11 protein-coding genes are annotated in these 15,294 nt (G+C 65.8%); 4 read left to right on the top strand and 7 right to left on the bottom strand.

What is annotated here, in order from left to right:
- Positions 1-46 precede the first annotated feature (46 nt).
- Positions 47-1,243 (top strand): enoyl-ACP reductase FabV, encoded by a 1,197-nt coding sequence (fabV, locus tag BJG93_RS07915; protein ID WP_027197761.1) that lies wholly within the window; start codon positions 47-49, stop codon positions 1,241-1,243.
- A 112-nt stretch (positions 1,244-1,355) separates the two neighbouring features.
- Here fabV and BJG93_RS07910 read toward each other — a convergent pair whose 3' ends face one another.
- The 3 genes from BJG93_RS07910 to BJG93_RS07900 form a co-directional block, all read right to left on the bottom strand.
- Entirely contained in the window at positions 1,356-1,700 is a 345-nt protein-coding gene (locus BJG93_RS07910) for a hypothetical protein (RefSeq protein ID WP_027197760.1), read from the bottom strand.
- A 156-nt stretch (positions 1,701-1,856) separates the two neighbouring features.
- Positions 1,857-2,480, bottom strand: coding sequence for a glutathione S-transferase family protein (locus BJG93_RS07905; RefSeq protein ID WP_027197759.1), 624 nt, complete (start codon positions 2,478-2,480; stop codon positions 1,857-1,859).
- A gap of 82 nt (positions 2,481-2,562) precedes the next feature.
- A complete protein-coding gene (locus tag BJG93_RS07900) occupies positions 2,563-3,462 on the bottom strand; it encodes a LysR family transcriptional regulator (protein ID WP_027197758.1) in 900 nt (299 codons plus the stop codon).
- A gap of 94 nt (positions 3,463-3,556) precedes the next feature.
- On the opposite strand from BJG93_RS07900, the gene tam reads away from it, so the two are divergent.
- The gene (gene tam, locus BJG93_RS07895; protein ID WP_027197757.1) at positions 3,557-4,354 is read left to right on the top strand and encodes a trans-aconitate 2-methyltransferase; all 798 of its coding nucleotides are present in this window, start codon (positions 3,557-3,559) and stop codon (positions 4,352-4,354) included.
- A gap of 249 nt (positions 4,355-4,603) precedes the next feature.
- Positions 4,604-4,969, top strand: coding sequence for a hypothetical protein (locus tag BJG93_RS07890; RefSeq protein WP_027197756.1), 366 nt, complete (start codon positions 4,604-4,606; stop codon positions 4,967-4,969).
- A 173-nt stretch (positions 4,970-5,142) separates the two neighbouring features.
- Here BJG93_RS07890 and BJG93_RS07885 read toward each other — a convergent pair whose 3' ends face one another.
- The 4 genes from BJG93_RS07885 to nirB all read right to left on the bottom strand — a co-directional run bounded on the left by BJG93_RS07885 (position 5,143) and on the right by nirB (position 13,895).
- On the bottom strand, positions 5,143-6,510 hold the full coding sequence (locus BJG93_RS07885; protein ID WP_027197755.1) for an MFS transporter: 1,368 nt from the start codon (positions 6,508-6,510) through the stop codon (positions 5,143-5,145).
- A 206-nt stretch (positions 6,511-6,716) separates the two neighbouring features.
- Complete coding sequence (locus BJG93_RS07880) at positions 6,717-10,901, bottom strand: bifunctional nitrate reductase/sulfite reductase flavoprotein subunit alpha (RefSeq protein ID WP_027197754.1); 4,185 nt, start codon at positions 10,899-10,901, stop codon at positions 6,717-6,719.
- A 49-nt stretch (positions 10,902-10,950) separates the two neighbouring features.
- A complete protein-coding gene (nirD, locus tag BJG93_RS07875) occupies positions 10,951-11,316 on the bottom strand; it encodes a nitrite reductase small subunit NirD (protein ID WP_027197753.1) in 366 nt (121 codons plus the stop codon).
- Between the two features lie 38 nt (positions 11,317-11,354).
- Complete coding sequence (gene nirB, locus BJG93_RS07870; RefSeq protein WP_027197752.1) at positions 11,355-13,895, bottom strand: nitrite reductase large subunit NirB; 2,541 nt, start codon at positions 13,893-13,895, stop codon at positions 11,355-11,357.
- Positions 13,896-14,489: 594 nt separating this feature from the next.
- On the opposite strand from nirB, the gene cobA reads away from it, so the two are divergent.
- Positions 14,490-15,290: a uroporphyrinogen-III C-methyltransferase gene (gene cobA / locus BJG93_RS07865; protein ID WP_027197751.1), complete on the top strand. Its 801-nt coding sequence runs from the start codon at positions 14,490-14,492 to the stop codon at positions 15,288-15,290.
- Positions 15,291-15,294 lie beyond the last annotated feature (4 nt).

The following is a 15,294-nucleotide window of genomic DNA, read 5'->3' as shown; positions in this document are numbered from 1 at the left end:
GCGGCGGGGCCACTATAATGTCGCCAATTCCGACAAGAGGTGCTTCATGATCATCAAACCGCGTGTGCGTGGCTTCATCTGTGTATCGACCCATCCGATCGGCTGCGAAGCCAACGTGAAGGAACAGATCGAGTATGTGAAGGCACGCGGCCCCATCGCCAACGGTCCGAAAAAGGTGCTGGTGATCGGCGCGTCGACCGGCTACGGCCTCGCTGCCCGCATCAGCGCTGCGTTCGGTTCGGGCGCGTCGACGCTCGGCGTGTTCTTCGAGCGCGCCGGCAGCGAAACCAAATCTGGCACGGCCGGCTGGTACAACACCGCGGCGTTCGAAAAATTCGCCACGGCCGAAGGTCTGTACGCGACCAGTATCAACGGCGATGCGTTCTCCGACGCAGTGAAGGCGCGCACGATCGAAGTCATCAAGCGCGACCTCGGCCAGGTCGATCTGGTCGTCTATAGCCTCGCGGCGCCGAAGCGCCAGCATCCGAAGACCGGTGAAGTGTTCAGCTCGGTGCTCAAGCCGATCGGCAAGGCGGTCAACCTGCGCGGCATCGACACCGACAAGGAAGTGATCAAGGAAACCGTGCTCGAACCGGCGACGCCCGAAGAAATCGCGCACACGGTCGCGGTCATGGGCGGCGAGGACTGGCAGATGTGGATGGACGCGCTCGGCGCAGCCGGCGTGCTCGCCGACGGCGCGAAGACCACCGCGTTCACCTACCTCGGCGAGAAGATCACGCACGACATCTACTGGAACGGCTCGATCGGGGCGGCCAAGAAGGATCTCGACCAGAAAGTGCTCGGCATCCGCGAAAAACTCGCGGCCAAGGGCGGCGATGCGCGCGTCGCGGTGCTCAAGGCGGTCGTCACGCAGGCGAGCTCGGCGATTCCGATGATGCCGCTTTATCTGTCGCTGCTCTTCAAGGTGATGAAGGAAAGAGGCACGCACGAAGGCTGCATCGAGCAGGTCTACGGCCTGTACAAGGACAGCCTCTATGGCAGCCAGCCGCATCTGGACGACGAAGGCCGTCTGCGCGCGGACTACAAGGAACTCGATGCGCAGGTGCAAGCTCGCGTGCAGGAACTGTGGAACCAGGTGACCAACGACAACCTCTACGAACTCACTGATTTCGCCGGCTACAAGACCGATTTCCTGCGTCTGTTCGGCTTTGAAATGAAGGGCGTCGATTACGAGGCCGACGTCAATCCGGACGTGCAGATTCCGAATCTCGTGCAGGTTTGATGCGCGCAGCGGCGGGCTCGCTTCGCGAGCTCGCCGCTGGCGTTGCCCCTTCTTTGCCGCAAACCGCAAACCGCAAGCCGAAGGCGCCAGTGCCTTCGAGCGCTTCAATCCCTCAGCACGGATACGCGCCCTGCAACGCGCGCAGGATCGCGAGCCCGATCGGGAAATCGTCGGAAACGCCGGGATGGTTCGCGAAGAACGCATCGAGCAACGGATACACCGTCTGGTTGCCGATCGCGAGCGTTTGCGGCGGACAGAACAGCGGCGGCTGTTTCTTCGTGACCAGATCACCGTTCGCCCAGCCAAACGCGTTGATCGTGCCGGTGATGTACGCCGCGTAGATCGAGTTGTTGTCGGCGTGCGCCCATCGCCTGTATTGGGCCGCCGTCATCTCGGCGCTCGCGTTCAAGGTGAAGCACGCCGTGAGCAATGCCAGCGCGCATTTCGTTACCCGCATCGTTGGACCTTCAATGTCGCTAAATGGCCGCCATTGTAGGCGACGCGGGTGTTCCGCGCAGCCGCGCCCGAAGGCGGGAATTTATAAGCGGCGCGTAAGCATCGAAGACAGTTTTCCGCAAGCTGCGACGGCTCGGCGAAGCGCGTGCATCAACGATCACGGCGTGCCATTGCGGCAATACGTGCGATATCCGTCGCGCTCGGCCAGGCGCGCCATATATGCGGCCAGCGCCGGAAAATCGGCGTGCTGCAGCGGCGTTTCGAGCCAGCGGTTCGCGGACAGCGCGATCGGAATATCCGCGAGCGAGAACGCGTCGCCCGCGATGTACGCGCCGGTGCGCGCGAGCTGCTGCTCGACGATCGCCATATGCTTCGACCAGTTCGCGCACGACGCCGCGATCTGCCGCGCATCCTGATGCTCGGGCGAGCGCCGCACCAGCGCGAGAAACGCGTAACTCCACGAGCGGTTCAACTCGCTCGCTTGCCAGTCGATCCATTGGTCGCAGCGCGCGCGCTCGACCGGATCGGCCGGATAGAGCCCCTCGCCGCGATAACGGTTCGCGAGGTAACGAATGATCGCGTTCGATTCCCACAACACGAAGTCGCCGTCGCGAATCACGGGGACCATCGCGTTCGGGTTCAGCGCGCGGAATTCGGCGACATCGGTCGAACGAAAGCCCGAGCCCCAGTCTTCCTGTTCGAACGAAAGCCCAAGCTCCGCGCAGGTCCACAGCACCTTGCGCACGTTGATCGAGGTGGTCTTGCCGAGTATCTGCAGCATGGGTGGGGTGCGTCGCGTGGTTGATCGGGTTGAGGAAATGACACGCCGAAGCCGGCCAGTTTGCCGTGCGCGCGGCGCGCCGTCATCCGGTTTTGAGGGTCGCCTGCTCGCGAATCATGTCGTACAGCGCCTGCGCCGCCGGCGACAGTTGCGCGGTCTTGCGCGCGACGAGCACCAGCGTGCGCGACACGGTGGGCCGCGTGAGCTCGACGGTGCGCACGCTCGGATACGCGCCCTTGTGCAGCGCGAGCGCGGGCACCACCGCCGCGCCGACCCGTTGCGCGACGAGTCCGACCGCGGTCGAACTGCGCTGCACCTCGTAGAACGACCGCAGCGTAAGCTCGCTCGATGCCAACGCGAGGTCGAGCAGCGCGCGGTTGCCGCTGACCTCGCCGGCGAAAATCAGCGGGAACGCCTGCAACTGCGCCCACGCGATGCGCCGCCGCTTCGCGAGCGGATGGTCCTCATGGCAGATCAGCACGTAGCGATCTTCGGTGAGCGGCACGGTGGTCAGCTCGGGATGACGCTCGCGTGCGATGTTGATACCGAACTCGACCTCTCTGCGCAACACGGCCTGCTCCACCGCCGACGACGCGTGATCGAGAATCTTGATGCGATTGTGCGGATAGCGCGCCGAATACGCCTGCAAGATGCGCGGCAGATACTGCACGCCGACGGTCGGCACGCACGCGATCGACACGTCGCCGCGTCGCGCGATGCCGGTTTCGCGGATCTCGACGAGTGCGTCGGCGAGTTCACCGAGCAGCCGACGCGCCTGCGGCAGAAAATGGCGGCCGATCTCCGTGAGCGCCATCGAGCGCGTGGTGCGCTCGATCAGCGTCACGCCGAGATAGCCTTCGAGCTTGCGTAGCCGCTGCGTGATCGCCGTTTGCGTCACGTGCAGCGAATCCGCCGCGCCCTGGAAGCTGCCGCGATCGGCGATCGCGACGAAAGCCTGCACGCCGAGGGTGTCGATTTTCATTAGAAAAATGAAGCAATCGGAATCGTAAATTCATTTTACTGCGGCCAGCCGGCGACCGAGAATGGCCGCACCGAACCCCACCAAGGAGCGACAAATGACCGAGACCGCCCCCGCCGCGCACGGCGATTCGTACGCGAAGCAGTACGCGATGTTCGAGAACGAGCGCACCCGCCCGGTGCGCGATCTGCTCGCGGCGGTGCCGTTGGACGGCGCACGGCTCGCGGTCGACATCGGCTGCGGGCCGGGCAACTCGACCGAGGTGCTGGCGGAGCGTGTGCCGGGCGCGTCGGTCAGCGGCATCGACAGCTCCGCCGACATGATCGCGGCGGCCCGCCAACGCCTGCCGCAATTGCGCTTCGACATCAGCGACGTGTCGACGTGGGACGCACCCGGTCCCTACGACGTGATCCTCGCGAACGCGGTGCTGCAATGGGTGCCGGACCACGAGCGGCTGTTCCCCGCGCTGGTGGCGAAACTTGCCACCGGCGGCAGCCTCGCGGTGCAAATGCCTGTCAATCTCGACGAACCGGCCCATCGGCTGCTGCGCGAAATCGCCACCGACGGGCCCTGGGCGCCCAGGCTCAAAGGTGTCGAGCGCACCGTCCGGCACGACGCCAACTGGTACTACGCGCTGCTCAAACCGCTGTGCGCGCGCGTCGACGTGTGGTGCACGGTCTATCACCACCCGCTCGCGGGCGCCGACGCGGTGGTCGAATGGTTCAAGGGCAGCGCGCTGCGGCCGTTTCTCGCCGCGCTCGACGACGCCGAACGCAGCACGTTCGTGCAGCGCTATCGCGACGAAATCGCCAAGGCCTACCCGGCGCTCGCCGACGGCACGGTGCTGCTGCCGTTTCCGCGGCTTTTCATCGTCGCGACGCGCGGCGAACGCTGAAGCCGCGGCGGCGACCGCTGCAAGCCGCTAGCTGCTGGCGCGGCGGCTCCGGCGCGCCGGCAGCGGGTCGATCAGCTCGCCCCCCCGCGCCCGGCTGATGCATCGCCCAAAAACCCGCCTGTGGCGGCGCCGCACGCCAGGGTGGTCAGGAATTGCCGCCCGGGAATTCCGCATGCTAATGTTTGTAATTAGCGGAGGACGGCGCCCGCCGGCCTCACCGGGAAGCCATTTACTGCAGCGAGCGTCGCCATGAGTGATGTACGCCAACATCTGAGTCCCCGTGACCGCCTGGAGCTGTTGTGCTGGCTCACATGCGGAAGCCTCGGCGCCTATTATCTGAACGAAGACTGGCCCGACGCGGCGTTTCACGTGCAATCCGCGCACAAGTGGCTCGACCGCCGCGCGCGCGAAGCCGACTGGCTCTGCATCGCGAAGCTGTCGGCCACTGCGGTCGAAATCGCGCGGCGCCACGCGCGCTTCGTCGACACCGACTGGGCCCGCGACGCGGTCGAGGAAATTCTCGATACCGACGAACTCGACCCACAGGCGCGGCTAGTCCGGCAGGTGCTGGCCGACTGTCAGAACGCGCTGGCCGACAAGCGGATCGCCGACTAGCCGCGGCCTGGTTTTTCTGCGCTGTTTGCAACGGTTGAGGGGCCAATTTTTGGCCCCTTTTGCGTTGTTTCTTCCGTCGATGCGCGATGCGCCGCTTGCAAGCATTCGACTGCGCTTTGTCTCAAAGCATGATGCATGCGCCGCCGGCACCGCCGAACGCCGCACGCGGAGCCTTACTCCGTCGCATGCGCGTGCATGCCGCCGGTTTGCATCGACCACGCCATCCAGGGGCGGCGCAGCGCGACGATCGCAAGGAACGCGCATGCCGACAGCGTGCCGAACGTCGCAAAGCCCATCTGGTAGCTGCCGGTGCTTTCTTTCGCGATGCCCATCACCACCGGCAGATAGAAGCCGCCGATGCCGCCCGCCGCGCCGACGATGCCGGACATTAGACCGGTGCGGCCGGCCCAGCGATGCGGCACCAGCTGGAACGTCGCGCCATTGCCGAGTCCGAACGCGACATACAGGCACAGCAGCAACGCGATGCCGCCTGTGAGCGACGGCATCGCCGCGGCGAACAGGAAGTCGCACACCGCGATGATCGCGAGCAGCACGGTCAGCGCGCGCACCCCCGAGACCCGGTCGGCGATCAGGCCGCCGAGCGGGCGCACCATTGCGCCGGTCGCGGCGAGCAGCGCCATGAACAGACCCGCGTCGATTTTCGACAGTTGATACAGATTGGTCAGCAGCAGCGACACATACGAGGACATGCCGACGAAACCGCCGAACGTAATGCTATAGACCAGCATGATGACCCACGTATCGCGCTCGGCGAGCACCGAGCGGTAGCGTTGCGGCAGCACCGCGATCGCGAGCAGCGCGCCGACCACCGGCAACAGCAGCACGCCGGTCTTGCCCGCGCCGAACAGCCCCGCTTCGACGAGCAGCACGAGCACGATCAGGCCGACGAGCGTCGTCGCAAAGCTGCCGAACGCGCGCAGCACGCTGCCGGTTTTCACGCCAGCGTCGTTGGCCCAGAAGTACAGCGTGATCGCGGCGATCGCCAGCAGCGGCAAGGCGCCACCCGCCGCCATTTGCCAACCGTAATGCGTCGCCAGTTGCGGGAACAGGAAGCCGTCGAGCACCGCGCCGATGTTGCCGGCCGCGGCGAGGCCCAGCACGAGGCCCTGCACTTTCGGCGGATAGTTGCTGCCGGCCATCGGCAGCGCGACCGCGAAGCTGGCGCCGCCGACACCGAGGAACACGCCGAGCACCAACAGCATGTCGTACGACGGCACCGCAGGCAGCAGCGGCAGCACGATCGTCGGCACCGCCGACAGCAGTACGCCCATCAACGCAATGCGTTTGCCATGCGCGGACTGATACAGATTGCCGAGCGTCACGCGCAGGATCGCCGCGGACAACACCGGTACCGCGACCAGCAGACCCTGCTGCGCGGGCGTCATCGCGATGCTCTTGCTGATGAACGGCGCGAGCGGTCCGTACAGCACCCAAACGGTGAAGCCCGTGTCGAAATACAGAAAGCAGGCGACCAGTGCGCGCCAATCACCGCTTCGCAGAGAGTGCATCACGTTTTTCATCAGAGATCCTCAGTAAATAAAATGCCTGGTAATCCGGTTACTACGCTGCTTATATTTTTGCACCGGCGTGTGATTCAGAGTTTTTTCATCCGGGCTCAACATGCAAGCGTCATGCCATGCCGATGTCTGTTTCGAGGCTTTTTTTAAGGCCTTTTTCGAAACGTGCCGGCGCGCTCGTCACTGCGCAGCCGCATGCGCCAAGCTGCTCAATAGACGTCGCGTGCATAGCGTTTTTCGCGCGTCAGACGGCTCACGTATTCGAGTGCTTTGTCTTCGCTCATGCCCCCGTGCGTCGCGATCACGTCCTTGAGCGCCGCGTCGACGTCCCGTGCCATCCGGTTCGCGTCGCCGCACACATAGAAATGCGCACCGTCTTCGAGCCATGCCCACAATTGCGCACCGTGTTCGCGCATGCGGTCCTGCACGTAGATCTTGTCGGCCTGGTCGCGCGAGAACGCGACGTCGAGTCGGCTCAGCAGACCGCTTGCGCGCATCGCTTCGAGTTCGTCGCGATAGTAAAAGTCGGTCGCGGCATGCTGTTCGCCGAAGAACAGCCAATTGCGTCCGCGCTCGCCACGTGCCTGCCGTTCGTGCAGAAAGCCGCGAAACGGTGCGATGCCCGTGCCGGGCCCGACCATGATCATCGGCGTGTCCGCTTGGTGAGGAGGACGAAAGTGTGCGGACTTCTGCACGAACACAGGCACGTCGGCGTCACCGGCGCGATCGGCGAGAAACGTCGACGACACGCCCTTGCGATGCCGTCGGCCATTGCTGTACCGCACCGCCGACACCGTCAGATGCACCTCGCCCGGATGCGCCTTCGGGCTCGATGCGATCGAATACAGACGCGGCTGCAGGCGCTTGAGCATGCCGGTCAGCTCGGCGGGCGTCAGGCTCACCGGAAACTCGTGCAACACGTCGGCGAGCTGCTGTCCCCATAGCCATTGCTTCAGGTCTGCCTTGCGTTCGGGCGCGAGCAGATCGCGCAGCGCGCCGTTGCGGCTGCGCGCGGCGACGAACGCGAGCGCTTCGGCGCTCGGCCGCGCGATCTCGTAGTGCTTGCCGAGCGCATCGGCGAGCCGCATGTCGCCGACACCCGCGACCTGCACCGACGCGTCCGCGTGCAGACCGCTCAGCGTGATCAGTTCGTCGACCAGTTCCGGGCAGTTGCTCGGCCATACGCCGAGCGCATCGCCGGCCTCGTATTCGAGGTTCGTCTCGCCGGTTTGCAGCGACACGTAGCGCGTATCCTTCGCTGCGCCCTGCCGGTTCAGGCGCAGATTGCCGACCACGCGCGACGCGGCCGGCCGCGCCTTGGTCGGCACCGCGCCCGCCACCGCGTTGATCATGCCGCCCGGCGGCACCGCATACAGCGCGGCATCCGCTTGCTTGATGCAGACGATCACACGTTCGAGCCATGCATCGGCGCTCGGCTGATATTCAATGTCGCAGTCGACGCGCTCGGTCAGACGCAGCGCGCCCTGCGCGGCGAGCCGCTCGTCGAGACGGCGGCCGTGACCGCAAAACTGGTCGTAGTTGCGATCGCCGAGCGCGAGCACCGCGAAACGCACGCCGTCGAGGCGCGGCGCCGTGGCGGCGTTCAGTTGCGTCCAGAAGTCCTGCGCGTTGTCGGGCGCATCGCCGTCGCCGAACGTGCTGGTCATCAGCAGCACGTATTGCGCCTTCGCGAGCGTCGCGAACGAATAGTCGGCCATGCACGCGGTGCGAATTTCGAAGCCCGATTCCATCAGACGCGTCGCGTAACGCTCGATCAGCGCTTCGGTGTTGCCGGTTTGCGAAGCCCACAACAGCGTGACCTTCGGCCGCACGCGCACGATGCGCACGCCCGATTCGCGCGCCTCTTCCTGCGCAAGAGATGGCCGCACCGCAGCGGCTGACGGCTGCGCCGTCGTCGAGCTGCGGCTGTACAGTCCGGCCAGCAGACCATCGACGTAGAGCCGTTTCATCGCATCGAACGGTGCGCTGTGCGGCAGCACCGGCACGTTCTCGAGGCCTTGCGCTTCGGCCGAACGCAGGCCGCTGACGAAGCCCGCCAGATACGCGCGCTCCGCCTCGCAGAGCGACGGCATCGGCGCGGGCTCGGGCGGCAATTGCAGCAAAGTCGTGAGGGCTTCGATACGAGGCATGGATTGATCCTTGGCGCTGGGCGTGAACACCGCTGCGTCGGCGGGGGTGGAGAGCGCGTCGTCGTCATCGCGCGTGGGCGCGACGCGATCGGCCGTCACCCGACTCAGCGCGACCGCGCAGAGTTTCAGTTCGGGCTGCAGGGAAACCGGATCGACCGCGTCGTTGGTCACCGCGTTGATGCACAGTTCGTCGCCGAACACGTCGTTCCAGTGCATCGGCGCGAAGCACTGGCCCGCGTCGACACGATCGGTGACGACGGCGGGCAGGACCGCGCGGCCACGGCGCGAACGGATCTCGACCTCGTCTTTCGCGCGAATCCCGAGTTCGGCCGCGTCGTCCGGATGAATCTCGACGAACGGTCCCGGGTTCAGCTTGTTCAGCATCGCGACCTTGCCGGTCTTGCTCATCGTGTGCCATTGATGCTGCAGGCGGCCCGTGTTCAACACGATCGGGAACTCGCGATCGGGCACCTCGGCCGCGGGTGCGTACGCGCGCGCGAAAAACTTCGCCTTGCCGCTGGCGGTCGGAAAAGCAATGCGCGGGCGGCTGCCATCGTCGGATTCCCTGAGCGTCTGGCTTACGCCGTCGTTCAGATAGCGAAGCGGGTTGCGCTCGGATGAATCGGCCGACGCGATCGGCCACTGCAGCGGCGAGTCCTTCAAACGGCGATGGCTCGCGCCGCGCAGGTCGTAGCCGGTCGCGGGGTTCGCCGCGCGCGTGAGTTCGGCGAACACTTCGTCGGCGCTCGCATAGCTGAACGCGTCGGCAAAGCCCATTTCGCATGCGATGCGCGCGATGATCCGCCAGTCGGGCAACGCCGCGCCGGGCGGTTCGATGGCCTGCTGCATCAGCGTCAGATTGCGCTCCGAGTTGACCATCACGCCTTCGGCTTCCGCCCATAGCGCGCCGGGCAGCAGCACGTCGGCGTAGCGGTTGGTTTCGGTATCGAGGAACGCGTCCTGCGCGATCACGAGTTCGGCCGCGCGCAAACCGGCGATCGCGGTCTGCCGGTTCGGGACGGTCGCCACCGGATTCGTGCAGATGATCCAGCACGCCTTGATGTCGCCCGCGGCCATCCGCGCGAACATGTCGATCGTGCCGGTGCCCGGGTCCGCTTTGAGCGTGCCCGGTGCGATGCCCCACAGTGCTTCGACGAACGCGCGGTCTTCGGCGACGAGCGCTGAACGCTGCCCTGGCAAACCCGGGCCCATGTAGCCCATTTCGCGGCCGCCCATCGCATTCGGCTGGCCCGTCAGCGAGAACGGTCCGCTGCCGCGCCGGCAGATGCGGCCGGTCGCCAGATGCAGATTGCACAGCGCATTGGTGTGCCACGTACCGTGCGTGCTCTGGTTCAGGCCCATCGTCCAGCAGCTCATCCAGTCGTTGGCCGACGCGATCATGTGCGCAGCACGGCGGATGTCGTCGGCGGCGAGGCCCGTGATGCGCGCAACGTGCTCCGGCGTGTAGTCCGCGAGGAACGCTGGCATCGCATCCCAGCCTTCGGTGTGTTCGGCGATAAAGGTCGCATCCGTTGCGCCGTTTTCGTGCAGCAGATGCAGCAGGCCGTTCAGCAGCGCGAGGTCGGTGCCGGGTTTGATCTGCAGGAACAGATCGGCTTTCTCGGCGGTCGCGTTGCGGCGCGGATCGACGACGATCAGCTTGGCGCCCGCCTTCACGCGATCCATCATGCGCAGGAAGAGGATCGGATGACAGTCGGCCATATTCGCGCCGCTGACGAAAAACAGCTCGGCGTGGTCGAAGTCTTCGTACGAGCCGGGCGGCCCGTCCGCGCCAAGCGACAGCTTGTAGCCGCTCGCCGCACTCGCCATGCACAGGCGCGAGTTCGCTTCGATATTGTTGGTGCCGATAAAGCCCTTCGCGAGCTTGTTGACGAGATACTGCGCTTCGAGCGACATCTGCCCCGACACATAAAACGACACCGCATCGGGACCATGTTCGTCGATCAGACGCCGCAGACGCGCCGCGGTACTGCTCAACGCCTGCGCCATTGGCAGCGGCACCGGGTCTTCGTCGCGCGCACGACGCACGAACGCGCCTTCGAGCCGTCCCGACTTGCGCAGCGCGACGTGGGCCGACTGCCCCTTGGTGCACAGCCGGCCGAGGTTGGCCGGATGCTCCTTGTCGCCAGCGATCTTCACGACCTGGCCGTCCTCGACGTGCAGCACCATGCCGCAGCCGACGCCGCAATACGGACACACGCTCTTTACGCTGGTAGCAGACATGCGCGAATGATCTGGTTGGAAATCGGAACGATGGACAAAGGCCACTACATCAAACCGCGACCCACACCTGGCCGTTTTCGACCCGCGTGGCAAATGCGCTGACCGAATACGACGGCGTTTCGAGGCATTCGCCGGTGCGCAGATCGAAGTGGTGCTTGTAGATCGGCGAGGCGACCACGATGCGTTCGCCAAGACTGCCGACGAGCCCGCGCGACAGTACCGCCGCGTGCGAACCCGGATCGAAGTTTTCGATCGCGTAGACGGCGGGCGCGGCCGGCGCCTCTGTTGCGCCGCCGTCCACGTGAAATACCGCCACCTGTTCGCCGTTCACGAGCGCGCAAACGCCGGTGTTCGGCACGATATCGTCGAGCGCGCAGATCGGGGTCCAGGCGCGGGGCAAGTGTTCGTTCTTCATGACGGGCTCCTTGATGGGTAAGCTGGGATTGGCCGAGATCAAACCGTCTCGACGACGACTGGAATCGCGATGCGCTGCACCTGCCGCTCGTCCGGCGTAGCCGGCCGGATCTGTCCGCGCTCCTCGACGAACGCGACGTTGCCGTCGGACTCGCCGCTGTTGACGAAATGGCGGAAGCGCTTGCGCGTCTCGGGATCGGTGACGGCCTTCTTCCATTCGCACTCGTAGGTGGCGACCACGTGCTGCATCTCCGATTCGAGTTCCGCAGCGACGCCGAGGCGATCGTCGACGATCACGTCGATCAGATAAGCGAGCCCGCCTTCGAGGTTGTCGCGCCACACGCTGGTGCGTTGCAGGCGATCGGCGGTGCGCACGTAGAACATCAGGAAGCGGTCGATGTAGCGCACGAGCGTCGCCTTATCGAGGTCCGCGGCGAGCAGTTCCGCGTGACGCGGCTTCATGCCGCCGTTGCCGCATACATAGAGATTCCAGCCCTTCTCGGTCGCGATCACCCCGACGTCCTTGCCCTGCGCTTCCGCGCATTCGCGGGTGCAGCCCGACACACCGAACTTGATCTTGTGCGGCGTGCGCAGCCCCTTGTAGCGATTCTCGAGTTCGACCGCGAGACCGACCGAATCGCCGACGCCGTAGCGGCACCACGTCGAGCCGACGCACGACTTCACGGTGCGCAGCGATTTGCCATACGCGTGCCCCGATTCGAAGCCGGCCGCGATCAGCTCTTCCCAGATCAGCGGCAATTGCTCGACGCGCGCGCCGAACAGATCGACCCGCTGACCGCCGGTGATCTTGGTGTAGAGGCCGTATTTCTTTGCGACCTGCGCGACCGCGATCAAGCCATCGGGCGTCACTTCGCCGCCAGGCATGCGCGGCACGACCGAATAGGTACCGTCGCGCTGGATGTTCGCGAGGTAGTAGTCGTTGGTGTCCTGCAGCGACGCGTGCTCCTTCTTCAGCACGAATTCGTTCCAGCACGACGCGAGAATGCTCGCGACCGCCGGCTTGCAGATATCGCAACCGAGTCCGCGGCCGTGCTTCGCGAGCAGCGCGTTGAAACTGCGCAGTCCCTCGACGCGCACGAGGTGATACAGCTCCTGGCGCGAATACGGGAAGTGCTCGCAGAGGTGATTGTTCACCGCGAGACCCTGCTTCTTCATCTCGGCCTTCATCACCTGCGTGACGAGCGGCACGCAGCCGCCGCACGACGTGCCCGCGCCGGTCGCGCTCTTCAATGCGCCGATGTCGGTCGCGCCCGAGCAGACGGCCGCGCACAGCGCGCCCTTCGACACGTTGTTGCATGAACAGATCTGCGCGGCCGCGGGCAATGCCTCGACGCCGAGCGCCGGTTTCGCGTTGCCGTCCGCTTGCGGCAGGATCAGGAATTCGGGGGACTCAGGCAGCTCGATGCGGTTCAGCATCATCTGCAGCAGCGTGCCGTATTCGCTCGCGTCGCCGACCATCACGCCGCCGAGCAGGTGCTTGCCGCAGTCGGACACGACGAGCTTCTTGTAGACCTGCTTGCGTTCGTCGCTGAACTGATAGGTGCGGCTGCCCGGCGTAGTGCCGTGCGCGTCGCCGATGCTGGCGACGTCGACGCCCATCAGCTTGAGCTTGGTGCTCATGTCGGCGCCCGCGAATTCGGCCGTGTCGCCGAGCAACTGCTTCGCGACGACGCGCGCCATCTCGTAGCCGGGCGCGACGAGGCCGAACAGCTGGCCGTGCCAGAGCGCGCACTCGCCGATCGCGTAGATGTGCGGATCGCTGGTGCGACACGCGTCGTCGATGGCGATGCCGCCGCGCGCGCCGAGTTCGAGGCCGCATGCGCGCGCGAGATCGTCGCGCGGACGAATGCCCGCGGAGAACACGATCATGTCGGTGTCGAGATGGCTGCCGTCGGCGAACTGCATACGGTGCGTGCCCGCTTCACCGTCGACGATCGCCGTCGTGTTCTTGTGCGTGTGCACCGTGACGCCGAGTTCTTCGATGCGGCTGCGCAATACGCGGCCGCCACCGTCGTCCACCTGCACCGCCATCAGGCGCGGAGCGAATTCGACCACGTGCGTTTGCAGGCCCATGTCGCGCAGCGCCTTCGCGCATTCCAGACCGAGCAGGCCGCCGCCGACGACCGTGCCCGTTTTCGAGCGAGCGCCGCATTCGCGCATCGCTTCGAGATCGTCGATGGTTCGATACACGAAGCAGTCGCCGCGCTCCCGGCCCTGCACCGGCGGCACGAACGGATAGGAGCCGGTCGCGAACACGAGGCGGTCGTACGGCAGCGTTTCGCCGTTCGAGACCGTCACCGTGCGCGCGTCGCGGTCCACCGTGACAGCCCGCGCGTTCAGCTTCAGCTGCACGCCGTGGCGCTCGAAAAAGCCAGGCTCGACGAGCGACAGGTCATCGGCGCTCTTGCCGGCGAAGAACTCGGACAGATGCACGCGATCGTAGGCCGGTCGCGATTCTTCGCACAGCACCGTGATGTCGAGATCGTGCGCGGCCTGTTGCGCCAGGCATTCGACCAGTTTGTGGCCGACCATCCCGTGGCCGATAACGATGATTTTCATGAGCGCGCTGTCCTCTGGTGTCTGGCGAAAGCGGTTGCGAAAATAAAAACGGCGTCCCGCGAACCCAGCCGAGGGCTGAATCCGGGGGACGCCGTTGTCCTATTCGGTGCTGCGGAGCGCGTGCAGTGGTGCTGCAGGCGCGGCGAACCGACGTTGGTCCGATGGCAACGCTTGTTGCAAAGGCCGTGCCAAGTTGAATCAATGCGCCGCCGAGCGCGGTGTGGCGGGGATTCGCGGCATATCGCACGGTGTCGGAGCGCACCCCGCGCGCGACGCGTTTTGATGCGGCAAAGCACAGCGATGGTGCGACGCAGCACTGCGGACGTGCGAAACGACTGCGCACGCGCGCGCCATCGACATCACGTTTTCCGCGTGAATCGCAGCGCGCGGCAAGGACTTGCGCGCCTTGATCCGGTCGATGGCCCGGTCCTTGCGTTGACCCTGCGCAACGTCATCGCGGCAACGTGGCCGCGGTGCGCAGACTCAACCCGGCAACAGGCAATGCAACGGACAACGGCGTCCCCTCGTGATCTCCACGAGCGGACGCCGTTTTCGTTTCGAGCCACGAGAAACAAACGGCACAAGGACATGAAGATGAACACCGACACCGGCAAGGTCACGCTGCTGAGCGCGGGCCCAGGCGAGCTCGACTTGCTGACCCTGAAGGCCGTCAAGGCGCTCGCGGCGGCCGACGTCGTGCTGCTCGACGACCTCGCGAATCCGGACATCGTCACGCTCGCGCCGCAGGCGCGCGTGATTCGCGTCGGCAAACGCGGTGGCTGCCGCTCGACGCCGCAGGCGTTCATCGAGCGACTGATGCGCCGCTATGCGCTCAAGGGTCTGCACGTGGTGCGCGTCAAAGGCGGCGACGCGCTGCTGTTCGGCCGCGCGGGCGAGGAACTCGCGGTGCTGCGCGACGCAGGCCTCGCGGTCGAGATCGTCAACGGCATCTCGTCGGGCTTCGCCGCTGCGGCGGCCCTAGGCGTGTCGCTCACGCATCGGCGGCATTGCCACGGCGTGAGCTTCGTCACCGCCCACACCGAAGATCACGGCGAGCCGGACTGGGCCGCGCTCGCCGCGACGCGCACGACGCTCGCGATCTATATGGGAATGCGGCGTATCGACGGCATCGCCGCCGCGTTGCTCGCGCATCTGCCGGCGGACACGCCGGCCGCGGTCGTGCAATGGGCGGGCGGCATCGACGAGCGGCGCCTGTTGACGCGGCTCGACCGGCTCGCCGCCGATGCGCTCGGCGCGGGCTTCGGCAGTCCCGCGGTGATTCTGGTGGGAGACGCTGTCGGCGAGAGCGCCGAAGCGCCATGCTGGGAGCGGGAACGCCGCGGCGAACAAGGTGGGAAGATGCTGCCCGCGTTATCCGTTGTGCGGGCGGCCTGACAGG

This window comes from Paraburkholderia sprentiae WSM5005, assembly GCF_001865575.2.
Lineage (GTDB): Bacteria > Pseudomonadota > Gammaproteobacteria > Burkholderiales > Burkholderiaceae > Paraburkholderia > Paraburkholderia sprentiae.
This window is presented reverse-complemented; position numbering and strand designations above follow the sequence as displayed.